Source organism: Frigoribacterium sp. PhB118 (genome assembly GCF_003751725.1).
Classification (GTDB): domain Bacteria; phylum Actinomycetota; class Actinomycetes; order Actinomycetales; family Microbacteriaceae; genus Frigoribacterium.
Genome location: NZ_RKID01000004.1, coordinates 315,423 through 333,249 on the forward strand (window position 1 = coordinate 315,423; position 17,827 = coordinate 333,249).

Annotated in this window: 13 protein-coding genes; 4 read left to right on the forward strand and 9 right to left on the reverse strand. The window is 70.6% G+C overall.

Features of this window, described 5'->3' with window-relative positions; translation table 11 throughout:
• Window positions 1–37: 37 nt before the first annotated feature.
• The 3 genes from EDF21_RS13195 to EDF21_RS13205 are packed head-to-tail and all read right to left on the reverse strand — an operon-like array spanning window position 38 to window position 3,793.
• Window positions 38–1,168 (reverse strand): ABC transporter permease, encoded by a 1,131-nt coding sequence (locus EDF21_RS13195; protein WP_082059927.1) that lies wholly within the window; start codon window positions 1,166–1,168, stop codon window positions 38–40.
• On the reverse strand, window positions 1,161–2,186 hold the full coding sequence (locus tag EDF21_RS13200; RefSeq protein WP_043594742.1) for an ABC transporter permease: 1,026 nt from the start codon (window positions 2,184–2,186) through the stop codon (window positions 1,161–1,163). Before EDF21_RS13200 ends, EDF21_RS13195 begins: the two co-directional genes overlap by 8 nt.
• Window positions 2,183–3,793, reverse strand: coding sequence for a sugar ABC transporter ATP-binding protein (locus EDF21_RS13205; RefSeq protein ID WP_123571650.1), 1,611 nt, complete (start codon window positions 3,791–3,793; stop codon window positions 2,183–2,185). Before EDF21_RS13205 ends, EDF21_RS13200 begins: the two co-directional genes overlap by 4 nt.
• A gap of 240 nt (window positions 3,794–4,033) precedes the next feature.
• Here EDF21_RS13205 and EDF21_RS13210 point away from each other — a divergent pair, with 240 nt between their 5' ends.
• Window positions 4,034–5,062, forward strand: a complete 1,029-nt coding sequence (locus EDF21_RS13210) for a LacI family DNA-binding transcriptional regulator (RefSeq protein WP_123571753.1) — start codon at window positions 4,034–4,036, stop codon at window positions 5,060–5,062.
• 29 nt (window positions 5,063–5,091) lie between these two features.
• Here the strand turns inward: EDF21_RS13210 and EDF21_RS13215 are convergent, their stop codons facing one another.
• The 4 genes from EDF21_RS13215 to EDF21_RS13230 all read right to left on the reverse strand — a co-directional run bounded on the left by EDF21_RS13215 (window position 5,092) and on the right by EDF21_RS13230 (window position 10,844).
• On the reverse strand, window positions 5,092–7,683 hold the full coding sequence (locus tag EDF21_RS13215; protein ID WP_123571651.1) for a glycoside hydrolase family 78 protein: 2,592 nt from the start codon (window positions 7,681–7,683) through the stop codon (window positions 5,092–5,094).
• Window positions 7,684–7,685: 2 nt separating this feature from the next.
• The gene (locus EDF21_RS13220; RefSeq protein WP_055974396.1) at window positions 7,686–8,591 is read right to left on the reverse strand and encodes a carbohydrate ABC transporter permease; all 906 of its coding nucleotides are present in this window, start codon (window positions 8,589–8,591) and stop codon (window positions 7,686–7,688) included.
• 3 nt (window positions 8,592–8,594) lie between these two features.
• Window positions 8,595–9,479, reverse strand: a complete 885-nt coding sequence (locus EDF21_RS13225; RefSeq protein ID WP_043594739.1) for a carbohydrate ABC transporter permease — start codon at window positions 9,477–9,479, stop codon at window positions 8,595–8,597.
• Between the two features lie 84 nt (window positions 9,480–9,563).
• Window positions 9,564–10,844 carry an ABC transporter substrate-binding protein gene (locus EDF21_RS13230; protein ID WP_233568499.1) on the reverse strand — a complete coding sequence of 427 codons (1,281 nt, stop codon included), beginning with the start codon at window positions 10,842–10,844 and terminating at the stop codon, window positions 9,564–9,566.
• Window positions 10,845–10,960: 116 nt separating this feature from the next.
• On the opposite strand from EDF21_RS13230, the gene EDF21_RS13235 reads away from it, so the two are divergent.
• On the forward strand, window positions 10,961–11,995 hold the full coding sequence (locus EDF21_RS13235; RefSeq protein ID WP_052505216.1) for a LacI family DNA-binding transcriptional regulator: 1,035 nt from the start codon (window positions 10,961–10,963) through the stop codon (window positions 11,993–11,995).
• 262 nt (window positions 11,996–12,257) lie between these two features.
• Here EDF21_RS13235 and EDF21_RS13240 read toward each other — a convergent pair whose 3' ends face one another.
• Window positions 12,258–14,111: a phosphoenolpyruvate carboxykinase (GTP) gene (locus EDF21_RS13240; protein WP_123571754.1), complete on the reverse strand. Its 1,854-nt coding sequence runs from the start codon at window positions 14,109–14,111 to the stop codon at window positions 12,258–12,260.
• A 74-nt stretch (window positions 14,112–14,185) separates the two neighbouring features.
• Window positions 14,186–15,784 (reverse strand): glyceraldehyde-3-phosphate dehydrogenase, encoded by a 1,599-nt coding sequence (locus tag EDF21_RS13245; protein ID WP_123571653.1) that lies wholly within the window; start codon window positions 15,782–15,784, stop codon window positions 14,186–14,188.
• A gap of 135 nt (window positions 15,785–15,919) precedes the next feature.
• Here EDF21_RS13245 and EDF21_RS13250 point away from each other — a divergent pair, with 135 nt between their 5' ends.
• Entirely contained in the window at window positions 15,920–17,353 is a 1,434-nt protein-coding gene (locus EDF21_RS13250) for a helix-turn-helix transcriptional regulator (RefSeq protein WP_123571654.1), read from the forward strand.
• Window positions 17,343–17,795 carry a DUF6314 family protein gene (locus EDF21_RS13255; protein ID WP_123571655.1) on the forward strand — a complete coding sequence of 151 codons (453 nt, stop codon included), beginning with the start codon at window positions 17,343–17,345 and terminating at the stop codon, window positions 17,793–17,795. The genes EDF21_RS13250 and EDF21_RS13255 overlap by 11 nt, the downstream gene beginning before the upstream one ends.
• The last annotated feature ends 32 nt before the right edge of the window (window positions 17,796–17,827 follow it).

The following is a 17,827-nucleotide window of genomic DNA, read 5'->3' on the forward strand; positions in this document are numbered from 1 at the left end:
GGGTGGGAATCGGGTGGCGGTGGGCGGGAGGGAACGGTCAGGAGTGCGCGGCCGAGGCCGCCAGCACGTCCCTGGCTGCTCGTCGCGCCCGGGATCTCTCCCGGGCGACGGCGATCAGGCTCGGGGTGACGACGCTGCCGACGAGCAGCAGACCGGTCACCACGTTGAGGACGACGTCGCTGATGCCGCCGAGCCGCAGCGCGTAGCTGATGCTCGAGATGATCAGCACGCCGGCGACGACGCCCGGGATCGACCCGCGCCCGCCGAAGATCGAGACGCCGCCGAGCAGCACCGCGGCGATGACGGCCAGCTCGATGCCGGTGGCGTTGTCGCTGCGGGCGCTCGAGTAGCGCAGCGTCCAGTAGATGCCGACCAGGGCCGAGACGACGCCGGTGGCGACGAACATCCAGAACTTGGCCCGACCGACGTGGACTCCGACGAAGCTCGCGGCCTCGGTGCTGAAACCGATCGCGGGCAGGGCCCGGCCGAACGAGCTCTTGTGCAGCAGCACCCCGAAGAACACGATGATCGCGAGCACGCCGACCATGACCGTGGGGATGCCCGTGCCGCCGAGCTTCGACGTGAAGAACGACGTGAGGGCGGGCGGGAAGTTCGCGACCGCGTTGTCGCCGATCACCACGAGGGCGAGACCGCGGTAGAGCGCCAGGGTGCCGATCGTCACCGCCAGGCTCGGCAGCCCCACCGTGGTGACGAGGGCACCGTTGACGGCACCGCACACCACGCCGATCAGCACGCAGACGACGAAGATCTCGGGGATGCCCCAGCCCGCGGCCCAGAGCACGCCCATCACGGCACTGGTCAGGCCCGCCGTGCTGGCCACCGAGAGGTCGATCTCGCCGGTGATGATCACGAGGGCCATCGGCATCGCGATCATCAGGATCGGGATCGCGTCGAGCAGCAGGAACCCCGTGGTCTGCACGCTGGCGAACCGCGGCACCGTCAGGGCGCAGACCAGCAGCGTCGCGAGCAGCGCGTAGACCATGATCGCGCCGCGACCGGTCAGCAGCCGACGCCGGCGCAGCACCTTCTCGGCCGCCGACTCGGTGTCTCGCGCACCCGAGGGCGGACGCGACGAGGAGGCGCGGGTGGCGTCGACGGCGGGAGCCCCCGTCACCGAGGCGGTCGTGGTGGTGGTCCGGTCAGGCATTGGTGGCCTCGCTCGTGCGCAGTCGTCGGGCGGTGCGGATCGAGGCGATCCGTTCGACGAGGATGGCGGTCAGGATGAGGATGCCGACGATGGCCTGCTGCCAGAACTTGTCGACGCCCAGGGCGGTGAGGCTGCTCGTGATGGTCGTCAGCAGCACGGCGCCGATCGCCGCACCGACGACGCTGCCCGAGCCGCCGAAGATCGCGATGCCGCCGACGACGGCCGCCGCGACGATGTCGAGTTCGAGGCCCGTACCGGTCGTCGCCCCCACCGAGTTGAAGCGCGAGGCGTAGAGCACGCCCGCCAGTCCGGTCAGCGTGCCGTTCAGCACGAAGGCCGTCAGCACGCGCTTGCTCACCTTGATGCCGAACAGGCGGGCAGCCTGGTCGTCGGAGCCGATCGCGTAGAGGTCGCGGCCGGGGCGGGTGCGAGCCAGGAAGATCGCGACGAGCACGACGACGACCACGGCGATGATCGTGATGATCGGGATGCCCAGCACCGTGTCGACCGACAGACGACCGAAGGCCGCGGGGCGGTCGCCGGCGAAGTACTGCTGCCCGCCGGCCCAGGCGTTGTTGAGGCCGCGGTAGATGTAGAGCATGCCGAGGGTGATTACCAGCGAGGGCACCCGCGCCACCGTCACCAGGAACCCGTTGACGGCCCCGAGCAGGGCACCTATCGCGAGCCCGATGAGGAACACGAACACGAGGGGGATGCCCGGCGCGGCGTTGAACACCGTGCCCGTGGCGAAGGCCACGAGACCGAGGATCGAGCCGACCGAGAGGTCGATGTTGTTCGTGATGATGACGGTGCCGAGACCGACGGCCATGATCACCGTGATCGTCGCGTTGAGCATGAGGTCTTTCACGCCCTGCGGCGACACGAACAGCGGGTTGGCGATCGTCGTGACGATCACCAGCACGATCAGGGCCGAGGCGACGGGCACCTCGCGCTGCTTGACCAACGACGCGAACGGGCTGCGGCCCGTCGTGGGGGCGAGGGCGTGGGACGTGGTCATCGGGCAGCCTCCGTGGTCGGGGTCGGGATGGCGGTGCCGGTCGGGTCGGCGGTGCCGGTCGGGGCGTGCTCGGTCAGGTCGGTCGCACCCGAACCGGTGGCCGCGTGCATCACGCGCTCGGCGGTGGCCTCCGCCCGGTCGAGCGTCGCGGTGAGGCGGCCCTCGTGCATGACGAGCACGCGATCGGCCATGCCGAGCACCTCGGGCAGCTCGGACGAGATCATCAACACGGCGATGCCACGCCCGGCGAGGTCGCTGATGAGCCGGTGCACCTCGCTCTTCGTGCCGACGTCGATGCCGCGGGTCGGCTCGTCGACGATCAGGAAGGTTGGATCGGTCGCCAGCCATTTGGCCAGCACGACCTTCTGCTGGTTGCCGCCCGACAGGGTCGACACGGGCAACTCTTGGCTGCCGGTCTTCACCTGGAGGCGTGACGACCAGTCGGCCGCCGCCTCGCGCTCGCGGCGGGCACTGACGAGGCCGAACCGGCTGAGGGTCTTGCGCAGGGTGAGGGTCGTGTTGCGGCTGACCGACATGTCCATCACGAGCCCCTGCTTGCGGCGGTCCTCGGGCACGAAACCGATCCCGGCCGTGATCGACGCCATCGGGTCGCGCTTCGGCAGCGGACGCCCTGCGATCGTCACGCTGCCCGCGTCGTAGCGGTCGATGCCGAACACGGCCCGGGCGACCTCGGTCCGGCCCGCGCCGACGAGCCCGGCCAGGCCGACGATCTCGCCTGCCCGCACCTCGAACGAGACGTCGTGGAAGACGCCCTGCCGCGTCAGACCGTCGACGCTGACGACGGTGTCGCCGACCCGCGCATCCTGCTTGGGGAAGAGCTGGTCGACGTCGCGCCCGACCATCGCGCGGACGATCTCGGCGGTCGTGACATCGCCGGTGGCGTGCTCCGAGATGAAGGCGCCGTCGCGCATGACCGTGATGCGGTCGCTCAGGCCGAAGACCTCGTCGAAGCGGTGCGAGATGAACAGGATCGCGCTGCCGCGGTCGCGCAGTGCCCGGGCGACGCCGAACAACCGCTCGACCTCGACCCCGCTCAGAGCGGCCGTCGGCTCGTCCATGATCAGCACCTTGGCGTCGAGCGAGATGGCCTTGGCGATCTCGATGATCTGCTGGTCGGCGATCGAGAGGCCCTCGGCGACGCGGTCGGGGTCGATCGGCACGCCGAGACGCTCGAACAGGGCGCGGGCGTCGGCACGCATGGCGGCCCGGTCGATGAACCCGAAGCGCGAGGTGGGCTGGCGCCCGACGAAGATGTTCTCCGCCACGGTCAGGTCGGGGAAGAGCGTGGGCTCCTGGTAGATGACGCTGACGCCCGCGGCCTTGCTCTCGGCCGGGCTGCGGAACACGATCGGGTGCCCGTCGAAGAGGAAGTCACCACTGTCGGGCTGGTGCACGCCGGCGAGGATCTTGACCATCGTCGACTTGCCCGCGCCGTTCTCGCCGACCAGCGCGTTGATCTCGCCGGCCCGGAGCTGCACGCTGCCGCTGGCCAGGGCGACCACGGCACCGAAGGTCTTCCGTGCCCCGCGCAGTTCGAGGACGGGAGCCGTCGGCGAGAAGCCGGGGGGCGTCGGGTCGATCGTCATCGATCGTTCTCCTCATCGAGAAATGAATCGTTTCAAAGTGGGTCGGGGACGACACTAGGGGCGGGGCCGGACGGCGTCAAGCACCAGTTCCGTCACGGGCGCGTCGCACCCCGACGGCGCTGCCCCGACCCGGCGGCACCGCCCGCCCCGACGGCGCCGCCGCCTAGACTCGGCCCGGTCGGCCCGGTGTCGACCCCCCGGCCGTCGGCCGGCGCGAACGGCCACGATCAGGAGGCGCGGGTGGAGTCGGTCAGCATCCGCGACGTCGCGACGACGGCGGGGGTCTCGGTCGGGACCGTGTCGAACGTGCTGAACCACCCGGCCAAGGTGAGCCCGGCCACCGTCGACCGGGTGCACGCGGCCATCGACCAGCTCGGTTTCGTCCGCAACGACGCCGCCCGCCAGCTGAGAGCCGGCGCCAGCCGCGCCGTCGGGCTGATCATCCTCGACGGCAGCAACCCCTTCTTCAGCGACCTGGCACGGGGCGCCGAGACCGCTGCCGAAGAGGCCGGCCGGGTCGTACTGCTCGGCAACAGCGACCAGCAAGGACAGCGCGAGGCGCATTACCTCGACCTGTTCGAGCAGAACCGCGTGCTCGGCATCCTCATCTCACCCGTGGGCGACGTGACCGAACGCCTCGCGAGGTTGCGTCGGCGCGGCACGCCCGCCGTCCTCGTCGACCGGCAGGCAGGGCTGACCCCGTTCTCCTCCGTCTCGGTGGACGACGTGCGAGGGGGACACCTCGCCGTCGAGCACCTCGTCGAGATCGGAAGACGGCGTCTCGCGTTCGTGGGTGGGCCCCTCGGCCTGCAACAGGTCGCAGACCGCCTCGACGGCGCCCGGGCGGCCGCGCGGTCGGCGGATGCCGAGGTCACCCTCGAGGTCGTCGAGGTGCCCGGCCTCACCGTCGAACACGGGCGGGCCGCAGCCGCCGAGCTGATGGCGAGGCCCAGGACGGAACGCCCGGACGGCATCTTCGCCGCGAACGACCTCGTGGCGATGGGCGTCCTGCAGTCACTCGTGATGCTCGGCGACCTCCGGGTGCCCGGCGACGTGGCACTGATCGGTTACGACGACATCGACTTCGCCCGGGCCGCCGTCGTGCCCCTGAGCTCCATCCGCCAACCCAGCACCCTCATCGGTCGGACCGCCATGGACATCCTCCAGGACGAGATCGACGACCCGACCCGCGAACCACGCCGCGTCGTCTTCGCGCCCGAGCTGGTGGTCCGGGCGAGCACCGTGCCCGGGTCCCCGCCGACGTCCTGACGGCGGGGCCCGACCTCGACCTCGACGGGTCAGGCCGTGCCGACCTCCTCGGCGACCGGGCAGGTCAGCTCGTGGCGCCCGTGCCCGACCTCGAGAACGGTCCCGTCCGGCAACGAGACCTCCCCGGTGGTCCCCACGGGCAGCGTCACCGTCAGGTGGAACGCCTCGCCCGCCAGTCGCCAGGCCGCCGAGACCTCGCCGTACGGCGAGAGGTGTCGGCCGGACGCGTGCGTGAGCCCCCCGCCCGGGCGTGGAGCGAACCTCACGCGTCGCCACCCGGGCGCCGCGGGCGCGAGGCCTGCGACGGTCGCGTGCATCCAGTCGGCCACGGCACCGAGCGCGTAATGGTTGAAGCTCGTCATCTCTCCGGTATTGACCGTTCCGTCGGGCAGCATGCTGTCCCAGCGCTCCCAGATCGTCGTGCCACCCATGTCCACCGTGTACAGCCACGAGGGGCACGAGCGCTCGAGCACCAGGTCGTAGGCCCGGTCCACGTGCCCCGCCCCGGTCAAGGCCGGAGCCACGACGGGTGTCCCCGCGAAACCCGTGGCGATGCGGTTGCCGGCGGCGGTGACGAGTTCGGCGAGACGGTCGCCGGCCGTCCGGGCATCGTCTCCTCGGACGAGCCCGAACTCGAGGGCGAGGCCGAGGGCGGTCTGCGCATCGCTCGTCGTGCGACCCCGGCCGTCGGTGTAGCGACCGACGAACGCGACCCGCACCTCGTCGGCGACGGTGTCGTAGTGGGTCGCGTCGGCGGTCCTCCCGAGGACCCGTGCGGTCATCGCGAGGTGCCGGGTCGACCAGTAGAGATATGCCGTCGCGACCAGGTGGCGGTCGGTCAGCGCGTCGGCCGGGTCGTCCGGAGGCGCAGCGGGGTCGAGCCAGTCGCCGAGTTGGAAGCCCTCGTCCCAGATCCGGTCCTCACCGGCCCTCGAGACGATCAGGTCGACCCAGGCCTTGGCGGAGTCCCACTGGCGAGCCAGTACCCCCGCGTCGCCGAAGCGCTCGTAGAGGGTCCAGGGCGTCAGCACCGCGGCGTCACCCCAGACGGCCCCCGGCTCGATCGGCTCCCACGAGGGGCCGCCGGGGATGCGCGGCACGAACCAGGGCACCGTGCCGTCGGGAAGCTGGTCGACGGCGAGGTCCTGCAGCCAGGAGCCGAGCATGCCCGAGCAGTCGTACAGGAAGGAGGCGGTGGGCGCGAAGACCTGGATGTCACCGGTCCAGCCGAGTCGTTCGTCCCGCTGGGGACAGTCCGTCGGGATGTCGACGAAGTTGCCCCGGGTGCTCCAGAGCACGTTCTCGTGGAGGCGTTCGAGACCGGGGTCGGAACACGAGAACCAGCCCGTCCGCTCCATGTCGGTGTGCAGCACGCGGGCGACCACCGCGGTCGGATCGAACTCACCCGGCCAGCCCTCGATCTCGGCGTATCGGAAGCCGTGGACGGTGAAGCGGGGCTCCCAGGTGACCGGCCCGTCACCGCGCAGCGTGACGACGTCCTCGGCGGCGGCCAGCCGCAGGGTGCGTCGGTAGAGCTCCCCGTCCTGCAGCACCTCGGCGTGACGCAGGGTCACGACCCGACCCGCCTCGCCGTCGACCGTGATGCAGAGTCGACCGACGAGGTTCTGCCCGAAGTCGAGCACGACGGTGCCCCGGGGGGTGATCCGGTGCGCCACGGGGGTCAGCTCGTCGGTGCAGCGCACCGGGGGCTGCTCGGGCGCGACGAGAGTCCGGGGGTCGCGCTCCCCCACGGTCACAGGGGTCCATCCCCGGCCGTCGCCCCCGACGGAGGACCAGGCGTCATCGTCGAGGCGGAGGTCGTGGCGCTCACCGTCGTAGAGCCCACTGAACGAGATCGGACTCGCTTGCGCCTCCCACCGGTCGTCCGTCGCGACGACCACGCGCCTTCCGTCGGCGAGTTCGACCTCGAGCTGGGCCAGGAACGCGAGATCGGTCCCGTAGAGGTCGTGGTACCCGCCGTTGAAGCCGAGTCGTCCCCGGTACCAGCCGTCGCCGAGCCACGCCCCGAGGACGTTCTCGCCGGCGACCAGGAGGTCGGTGACGTCGTGGGTGCGGTACCGCAGGCGGCTGCCGTAGGAGGTCCATCCCGGCGAGAGTTCGTCCGAGCCGACCCGTGTGCCGTTCAGTTCGGCCTCGAACACACCGTGGGCCGTGGCGTAGAGCCGGGCCGAGACGACATCGCCGTCGAGCTCGAACGAGCGCCGGACCCGGGCGGGCCGCCGGTCGGTACCCGCCTCCTCGTCCCACGAGCCGCCCACCGGCCGGGCCTGCCAGTCGGACGGTGCCAGGAGGCCGGCCTCGAGGGCCGTCGAGGCGCTCCACGGCGACACCGAGCCATCGGCGCCCGAGACCCGGACGCGCACCTGGACACGCTGCCTCGATGCGAGGTCGGCGAAGGGCCAGGGCACGAGCACCTGATCGCGCGTCGAGATGACGGCCGTTGCCACTCGTCGCGCACCGGACTCGAGGGCGATCTCGACGGACTCCTGTCGCCAGCCGGTCGGCCCGTCGAGCTGCCAGCTCAGACGGGGACGCGGAGTGCCGAGACCCAGGGCCTCACGAGTGTGCTCGACGCTGAGGTCGATGACCGTCGTGCTCATCGTCATCCCTTGACCGCCCCTGCGGTCAGACCCTTCTGCACTTGCTTGTTGAGGAAGAGGTAGATCACGAGGATCGCCCCGACGTTGAGGCAGATGGCTGCGAAGAGCGGTCCGTACTGCACCGATCCGAACTGGCCCGTGAAGTTCAGCAGGCCGACCTGCAGCGTGCGGAGCGAACCCGAATTGGTGAAGGTCAGCGCGATCAGAAGGTCGTTCCAGAGCATGAAGAACTGCACCAGCCCGACGGTGAAGAGCGCATTCCGCACCATGGGCAGCCCGACGAGGAAGAACGACCGGATGAGTCCGGCGCCGTCGAGGGTCGCTGCCTCGAAGATCTCGCGGGGGACGGCGCGGAAGAACGTCGCCATGAGGAAGACCGCCAGAGGCAGGCTCGTCGCGGTGTACGTGATGAGCAGCGGCCACAGTGTGCCGGTGAGGCCGAGACGGAAGTACGCCGCGAACAGCGGCAACAGGATCATCTGGGTCGGCACCATGATGCCGGCGAGGAACGTGATGAGGATCGCCCCGCGTCCCTTCCACACGAGGACCTCGAGGGCGAAGCCGGCCATCGAGCCGAAGAGCAGCACGAGCAGCAACGACGGGAAGACCGTCAGGACGGAGTTGAGCGCGTACTGCGCGAAGTTGCCCTGAGTCCAGGCGAAAACGTAGTTGTCGAGATTCCATTGCCGGGGCAGGGCCCAGACGGGCTGTTCGAGGAACTCGGTCTGCGTCTTGAACGAGCCGAGCAGCATCCAGACGAGCGGCCCCAGGACGATGACGAGGAGGAACGCCACGAGCACGCCGCTGACGACCTGCCCGAGGCGTCGTCGCGGGGCCCGACGCCGACGCGGTGCGGGACGACGGAGGGGCGTGGCCGCGGGAGGGAGGGAGGTGTCGACTGAGGTCATCGGTCAGTCCTTCGTGAGGTCGCGTCGATTGGCGCGGAAGATGAAGACGGTCACCAGCAGCGACACGATCGTGAGCAGGAACGCGACGGTGCTGCCGTAGCCGTACTGGCCGAAACGGAACGACGTGTCGAACATGTAGATCGTCAGGGGGCTGGTCGACGTGCCCGGGCCGCCGTTGGTGAGGGCGAGGATGCTGTCGAAGACCTTCAAGGTGCCGTTGGCGGAGAAGATCAACGACGAGACGAGCACGGGCAGCGAGAGGGGCAGGACGATCCGACGGACCAGGCCGAAGCCGGACGCGCCGTCGATGCGGGCCGACTCGAAGACCTCTTCCGGGATGTCGAGCAGACCGGCGTAGAGGAGGACGCCGTAGAACCCCATCGACCGCCAGACGTCCATGACGATGATGACGAGGAAGGCCGTCCCTCCGTCCCCGAACCAATCGACCGATGACAGCCCGACCGCTTCGAGGGCGGTGTTGACGAGACCGTTCTGAGGGGCGATCGCGAACATCTGCTGGAAGAGCAGCGCGACGGCGACGGTTGGCAGGACGACGGGGAAAAAGACCAGCGTGCGGACGGCGCTCGACCATCTCCGCAGCACGAAGACGTAGAGCAGCGACAGCAGGTAGCCGAAGCCGACCTGCAACACGGTCATCAGCACGGCGTACCGGATCGTCACGAGCAGGGCGTCTCGGACGCGCGCGTCGGAGACGAGCCGGACGTAGTTGTCGAACCCGGAGAACGTGAACCCCGTGATGGCGTTGCCGGTGGTGAAGGTGTAACCGAACGAGGCGACGATCGGGACGAGCATGACGACGGAATAGATGAGCAGGGCGGGACCGATGAGGATCAGGGTCGCGCGCCGGTCGCCGAGCAGGGGATTCATGAGTGGCCTTCGGGACGAGGGGCGGATCGGGTCGGGCGCGACGGGACGGGGACGCGGCCGACGCGCCCCCGTTCCGTCGGGACGTCAGCCCAGGTCGCCCTGGACGAGCGTCATGAACTCCTCGGCCGTGATGGCGCCGGTGACGAGCTGCGCCGCGTTCTGCTGGGAGGTGGTCGTCGCCTGCGTGCTGAAGTACGCCTCGAACCACGGGATGGTGGTGTCGGTCGCCGCGATCCGGTCACGGACCTCGGTCGTCAGCGCGTTGCTCGCAGCGTCGCCCGAGACGGTGAAACCCGAGATCCGGCTGCTGTCCTCGAGTGCCACCTGACCGTAGTTCTCGGCGATGCAGGCGATCCACGCCTTGCTGTCGTCGTTCAGCACGCTCGGGTTGACGGTGAACGGCAGACCGACGTTGGCCACGAGCTGGCTGCTGTCCCCGTCGCCGCCGTCGACGTCGGGGAACGGGAGGTAGCCGATGGAGTCCTCGCCGATCTGGTTCGCCGTGTCGTCGGCGAAGTTGCTCAGGACCCAGCTACCCATGTAGAGCATGGGCGAGCTGCCGTTGAGGAACTGGTTGATCGACGTGTCGTAGTCGATCGAGCCGACGCCCTCGCCGAAGTAACCGGACGCACCGAGGTCGGCGACCTGTTGGGCAGCGGCGACGTATTCGGGGTCGGTGAGCTCGGCGTCGCCGTCGGCGACGGCCTGCAGGGCGTCGGGTCCGAGCTCGCGCTCGATGAGGTTGCCGACCAGGCGGGTCAGCGGCCAGCCCTGCTCGCCACTCGCGGCGAAGGGGGTCAGACCGGCGTCCTGGAAGGTGCCGGCCGCGGCGACGACGTCGTCCCAGCTCTCGGGGACGCCCACACCGTTCTTTGTGAACAGGTCCTTGTTGTACCAGATGCCCTCGATGTTGTACTCGGTCGGCAGTACCAGGAACTCACCGTCGTAGAGCGACTCGACGGTCGACCGCGCGGCGGGCTCGATCGAGTCGGCCACGCCCAGCTCGTCGAAGAGCTCGTCGAAGTGGGCGACGAAGCCGGCGTCGTCGAGCTGCTGGACGAGCTCGTTCGTGTCGACGGCGTACATGACGGGCAGTCCGCCCTGTCCGGCGAGGAGCTGGACCTGCTGGTTCAGGTTGGTCTGCGGAACGGTCTCGACCTTGAGTGGCATGGCCTCGTTCTCCGCCGCGCAGGCGCCGTCGGCGAGAGTCTGAAGCGTTGCAGGGACGACCTCGTTCTCGACATTGCCGAGGACGGTGAACTCGGTGGCGGCCTGACCCGATCCTCCACCGGAACATGCGGTGAGACCAGCGATGGTGAGGCTGGCGACGGCGAAGGCGGCAGCACGGCGTGAGGTGCGGGACATCATTCCTCCTTGAATGGTGAGCGCTTCAAATAGTTGAAGCGCTTCATAATCAACCGAGAGGTTCGCGCTTGTCAACCGCGAGTTCCGTCGAGACGAGAGCTAAGCTCGACGACACCATGAGCACCTCGTCCCCTCCGTCGTCGCGACGCCCCCCGGTCATGGCGGACGTCGCGCGGCTGGCGGGTGTGTCTCTCGGCACCGTGTCGAACGTGATCAACTCTCCGTCGAGGGTCAAGCCGATCACCCGGCGGCGCGTCGAGGACGCCATCGATTCGCTCGGGTTCGTCCCGAACAGCTCGGCTCGCACCCTCGCGGCCGGACGGGGCACCCTGGTCGGCTTCGTCGCCGTCGACCTGGGCAACTCGTACTTCCTCGACATCGCCCGCGGTGTCGAACGCGAGGCGGATCTCAGCGGCCAGGCCGTCCTGCTGGGCAACTCCGATGTCGACATCGACAAACAGACGGGCTACCTCCACCTCTTCGAACGCGCCCAGGCGGCAGGCATCGTGCTCGCGCCCTTCGACGGCCCGTTGGACGAGGCCCGCAGGCTGCGTCGCCGGGGCCTGCGCGTCGTCTACGTCAACTGGCCCGGCGAGGCCGACGAGAGTTGTGGCGTGGTCGTGGACGAAGTGCTCGGCGGTCGACTCGCGGCTCGACACCTCATTGAGCAAGGACGTCGAGACCTCGTCTTCGTCGGGGGGCCGCTCGACTTGACGGCAGTCAGACACCGGTTCGAGGGCGCCTCCGCGGCCGCCCGTGAGGCCCGGGTCCCCCTTCGACTCCTGCCGACGACGGCGCTCACCGTCCGCGCAGGCCTCGCCGTCGGTGACGACCTGCTCGCGCAGGGTGCCCCACCCAGGCCTGACGGCATCGTCGCCGCGTCCGACGCCCTGGCGTCCGGGATCGTGCAGTCACTTCTGCTCGGTGGCGTGCGAGTACCCGCCGACGTCTCGATCACGGGCTACGATGACAACCACTTCGCGCAGAGCACGGCGATGCCCTTGACGACCGTCGGACAGCCAGGGGTCGAGATGGGCGTCCAGGCGATGCGCCTGCTTCGCGACGAGCTCGAGAACCCGCAGACCCACCAGCACGTGTCACGCATCCTGCCGCCCCGACTTATACCCCGCGAGAGCTCCCACCACGGCTGAGCACGACTGCGGCGGACGCCCTCGAGACCCTCGTCATGCACGGCACCGCGTCTCGTGCACCGCACCGCGAATGGTCGGGGTGCGGTGCACGAGACGCGGTGTGGCGTGAAGGGGCCCCGCGTCCCCACGACGCGGAGCCCCGGCCCCGTCACCCCCTGATCACGGGCGACGGGAGTCGTCGGGCCCGGCGAGACGTCACGACGTGCCGCTCAGGTGTGGACGTGAGCGGCCTGTCGTGACTCCTCGGCAGGCGTGCGGGCGGCTACGCGGCCTCGAGCCGGGCGCGCAGGGCGGCCAGCTCGTGGCGCAGCGCGTCCGGCAGGGTCGAGCCGAAGCGGTCGAAGAACTCGTCGGTGAGGTCGCACTCGGCGAGCCACGCGTCCGTGGGCACCGCGAACGACTCGGCCAGCGCCTCCTCGGTGAGGTCGAGACCGGTCAGGTCGAGGGCTCCCGGTGCGGGGGCGAGGCCGAGCGGCGTCTCGACGGCGTCGGCGGTGCCCTCCAGGCGACCGGCGATCCAGGCGATCACCCGCGAGTTCTCGCCGAAGCCAGGCCAGAGGAACGAGCCGTCGGCACCCTTGCGGAACCAGTTGACCTGGAACACCTGCGGCGCCCGATCGCCGAGCTCCGCCCCGAGCCGCAGCCAGTGCGCGAAGTAGTCGCCCATGTCGTAGCCGCAGAACGGCAGCATGGCGAACGGGTCGCGCCGCAGCTCGCCGACGACGCCCTCGGCCGCCGCGGTCTGCTCGGACGCCACCGTCGCGCCCACGAACACGCCGTGCCGCCACGACCGCGCCTCGGTCACCAGCGGCACGTTCGTCGCCCGTCGCCCGCCGAAGACGATCGCGTCGAGCGGCACGCCCTCGAACGCGTCCCAGTCGGGACTGAGCGACGGGCACTGTTCGGCCGGCGCGGTGAAGCGCGAGTTCGGGTGGGCGGCCGGGGACGAGGAGGCGCGGGTCCAGTCGTTCCCCTGCCAGTCGGTCAGGTGCGCGGGCGCCTCGTCGGTCAGCCCCTCCCACCAGACGTCGCCGTCGTCGGTCAGCGCCACGTTGGTGAAGATCGTGTTCGCGTGCAGGGTGCGGACGGCGATGGGGTTCGACACCTCACCCGTGCCGGGGGCGACCCCGAAGAAGCCGGTCTCGGGGTTCATCGCCCACAGGCGGCCGTCGGCGCCGGGCTTCATCCAGGTGATGTCGTCGCCGAGGGTCTCGACCCGCCAGCCGGGCAGGGTGGGCTGCATCATCGCGAGGTTGGTCTTGCCGCAGGCCGAGGGGAACGCCGCGGCGACGTGGACGGCCCGCCCCTCGGGGCTGGTGACCTTGATCAGCAGCATGTGCTCGGCGAGCCAGCCCTCGTCGCGCCCCATGGTCGACGCGATGCGCAGCGCGAAGCACTTCTTGGCCAGCAGCGCGTTGCCGCCGTAGCCCGAGCCGAACGACCAGATCTCTCGCGTCTCGGGGAACTGGGTGATGTACTTCGTCTCGTTGCACGGCCACGCCACGTCGTCCCGCGCGGTGCCGTCGGCGTCGCGCAGGGGGTAGCCGACGCTGTGCACGCCGCGCACGAACGGCACGTCTCCGTCGGCACCGCCGAACGCGGCCAGCGGCTCGGAACCGACGCGCGCCATGATGCGCAGGTTGAGCACGGCGTAGGCCGAGTCGGTCAGCTGCACGCCGAGCTGCGACAACGGGCCGCCGACCGGGCCCATGCTGAACGGCACGACGAACATCGTGCGTCCGCGCATCGAGCCGGCGAAGAACGGCCGGAGCTCGCGCCTCATGGCCCCGGCCTCGCGCCAGTTGTTGGTGGGGCCGGCGCCCGCGGGATCGGTGGTGCAGATGAAGGTGCGGTCCTCGACGCGGGCGACGTCGCCGGGGTCGGTCCGGGCGAGGTGGCTGCCGGGACGCAGGTCGGGGTTCAGCGGGATCAGCGCCCCGGTCGCGACGAGGTCGGCCGTCAGCCGCTCGGCCTCGGCGTCCGAGCCGTCGATCCACTGCACACCGTCGGGCTCGAGCAGGTCGACCTGCTCGGCGACCCACGCGACCAGGGTGCGGGGAGCCCACGACGGGGCGGGCACGTGGCGGCGCCGCGCAGCCCCCGCCCAGTCGGTCATGGGTGCCGGAGGCGGAACCGAGGAGGCGCGGGTCGCGTCGCCGAGGACGCCGGGGTCGAGGGGTCGGGTGGTGATCATCGCGTGGCCTCCAGGGTCAGGTCGAGCAGGTCGTCGGTCGGTGCTGAGGTGGCGCGGGTCGGACGAGGCAGGGACGGGGGCGTTCCTCCGGCGAGGTGCTCGAGCAGGCGGACGACCTGGCAGCTGTAGCCGAACTCGTTGTCGTACCAGACGTAGAGCACGACCCGGCGGCCCGAGCCGTGGTCGCCCGCCCCGTCGCCGTCACCGTCGCCGTCCCCGGACACCACCGTCGCGAGCCCGTCCACGACGCCCGCGTGGCGCGAGCCGACGAAGTCCGTCGACGCGACCTCGGGCGACTCGACGTAGTCGATCTGGCGGCGCAGGGGCGAGTCGAGCGAGGCCCGACGCAGGTGCGCGTTGAGCTCGTCACGGTCGACGGGCGTCCTCAGCCGCAGGTTGAGCACCGCGACCGAGACGTCCGCCGTGGGCACGCGGATCGCGCTTCCGGTCAGGCGCCCGGCGAGCTGCGGCAACGCCTTGGCGACGGCCTTCGCCGCACCCGTCTCGGTCAGCACCATGTTGAGCGACGCCGACCGACCCCGCCGGTCGCCGGGGTGGAAGTTGTCCGTCAGGTTCTGGTCGTTCGTCACCGCGTGCACGGTCTCGACGTGTCCCGACTCGACGCCCCAGCGGTCGTCGAGCACGGTCAGCACCGGCGTGATCGCGTTCGTCGTGCAGGACGCCGCGGCGACCACGACGTCGTCGCCCGCCGTCTCGTGGTTCACGCCGAACACGACGTTCGGGATCGCGCCCTTCCCGGGGGCCGTGAGCAGCACGCGAGACGTGCCCCGCGCCTCCAGGTGTCGTCGCAGCGACGGCTCGTCGCGCCACCGGCCCGTGTTGTCGACGACGATCGCGTCTCGGATGCCGTACCGCTCGTAGTCGACCGTCGCGGGGTCGTCCGAGTAGATCACCTGGATCGTCGTGCCGTTCGCCACGATCGTGTCGGCCACCTCGTCGACGACGATCGTGCCCGCGAACGGGCCGTGGATCGAGTCGCGCCGCAGCAAGCTAGCCCGCTTGACGAGGTCGTCGGCCGACCCCCGACGCACGACGACCGCCCGGAGCCGCGCACCGCCGCGCTCGCCGGCGTGCTCGATCAGCAGCCGTGCGACGAGCCGACCGATGCGGCCGAAGCCGTAGAGCACGACGTCGCGGGGCGGGGGCCCACCGTCGCCGCGGCGTCCGACCACCTCGGCGAGTTCGACGTTCACGACGTCGACGAGCGACCTCTCGGGCTGCTCGACGAGGGCGGCCCGGTGCCGGGCGCTCAGCCGGGCGAGGTCGATCGACGCCGGGCCGAGCTCGAGGCCGTCGAGCAGCTGCAGCACCTTCAGGGTCTCGACGGGATCGAGAACGTGGTCGTCGAGCTGGCGGGCGAAACGGTGCAGCTTGAGCACGCCGACCGGCGACCGGTCGAGGAGGCTGCGTCCGTGGATCGACACGACCACGCCGTCTCGACGCCACAGCCGACCGATCACCGGGATCATCGCCTCGGCGAGCGCCACGCGCCCGGCCCACTCGTCCTGGCGGTCGTCGTACCGGGCGGTGGTGTCGTCGAGCGGTTCCGTCGCGGCGGTGGGGGCCGATGCCATGATCTCTTCTCTCGTCGTCGAAAGGGGTGTTTCTCCACGATGAGCGCCCACACCCTTGATCTGCAGATGGCCGATGCGTAAAGATCGGGTGTTCTTTCGCTCTCGTCAAACACGACCTCCCGAGAGGGGTGCCCCGTGGTCGACGCCGACCCCCTGCTGCTCGGCCAGGCGGTGCGGCACGCCCGCACGGCCCGTGCCCTGACCCTCGACCAGCTCGCGGCACGGGTCGAGGTCAGTGCCAGTCAGCTCTCACTGATCGAGACGGGCCGTCGCGAGCCCAAGGTCGGACTGGTCCGGTCCCTGGCGGCGGCCCTCGACGTGCCCCTCGCGACACTGCTGGCCGCCGAGCCGCCGAGCGAGCGGGCGGCCCTCGAGATCGAGCTGACGCAGGCGCAGCGCGGGTCGCTGTACCGCTCTCTCGGCCTGCCCGACGTGAAGGCGAACAAGGGCATGAGCACGCCGGTGCTGCAGACGATCCTCGGGCTGCACCGCGAGCTCGCCCGTCGGCACAGCGAGGCCAGCGCCACCCCCGAGGAGGCGCGGCGGGCGAACACCGAGCTGCGGCTCTGGATGCGCGGGCGCGACTCCCACCTGCCCTACGTCGAGGAGGCGGCGGCCGACCTGCTCGGCACCGTGGGCCATACCTCGGGCGCCCTGTCGCACAGCAGCGTGAGTCGCATGGCCCGGAGCCTCGGGCTCGAGATCATGCACGTCTCGGACCTGCCGCACTCGGCCCGCTCGGTGATCGACCTGGCCAACGGGCGCATCTATCTGCCACCCGCCTCGATCCCGGGCGGTCACGGCCTGCGGGCGCTGGCCCTGCAGGCGATGGCGCACCGTCTGCTCGGCCACGAACGACCCTCGACCTACGCCGAGTTCCTCAAGCAGCGGCTCGAGATCAACTACTTCTCGTCGGCCTGCCTCATGCCGCTCAGGGCAGCGGTCGAGTCACTGCAGAAGGCCAAGGCACAGCGCGACCTCTCGGTCGAGGACTTCCGCGACGGCTTCGGCGTCACCCACGAGGCGGCGGCGATGCGCATGAGCAACCTGCTGACGTCGCACCTCGGCATCCGCATGCACTTCCTGCGGGTGACGGGCGACGGAGCGATCGCCAAGGCGGCCGAGAACGACGGGCTGCCCCTGCCGACCGACGTCACCGGAGCCGTCGAGGGCCAGCTGGTCTGCCGGCACTGGGCCGCCCGCACGGCCTTCGCCCGGACGAACCGCACGACCGAGCACTACCAGTACGACGACACCCCGGCCGGCACCTTCTGGTCGGCGTCGCAGACCGGCACGTCCGAGCACGACGAGTTCTCGATCACGGTGGGCGTGCCGTTCGCCGACGCGAAGTGGTTCCGCGGACGCGAGACCGAGCGTCGCGAGACCTCGACCTGCCCGGACGAGTCGTGCTGCCGTCGTCCCCCGGCAGGGCTCACGACGAGGTGGCGCGACGCGGCCTGGCCCAGCGCCCGCCTGCACGCGCACGTGCTGGCACCGTTGCCGTCCGGCACCTTCCCCGGCGTCGAGGACACCGAGGTCTACGAGTTCCTCGACCGGCATGCCGGCTGAGACGCTGGCGCTGCTGCTCGGCCGGTGGTCCGTCACGCGCGAGATCGACGACCACCGCACCGGCGAGCACGCCCGGTTCGACGGGACGGCCACGATCGAGGAGGCGCGGGCGGGCTCCGACCTCGTGGCGACGTACGACGAGGCCGGCGTGCTGGTCGTGGCCGACCGGCGGACGCCCGCCACCCGACGACTCGGCTACGCGGCCCGGGGTGATGGATCGCTCGACGTGCGCTTCGCCGACGGCCGCCACTTCGTCGACCTCGACCTGCGGTCGGGCGCCTGGGAGGCGCACCACCCGTGCGCACCGGACGCCTACCTCGTCGAGACCCGGGTGCTCTCACCGACGTCGTTCGAGGAGCGGTGGACGGTGCGCGGGCCGGCGAAGTCGTACAACGCGCTCACGACGTACGAGCGCGTCGCCGGGCATCCCGTCACGAAGTGAACAACCCGCCACACGTTCGCGTGGCGGGTTGT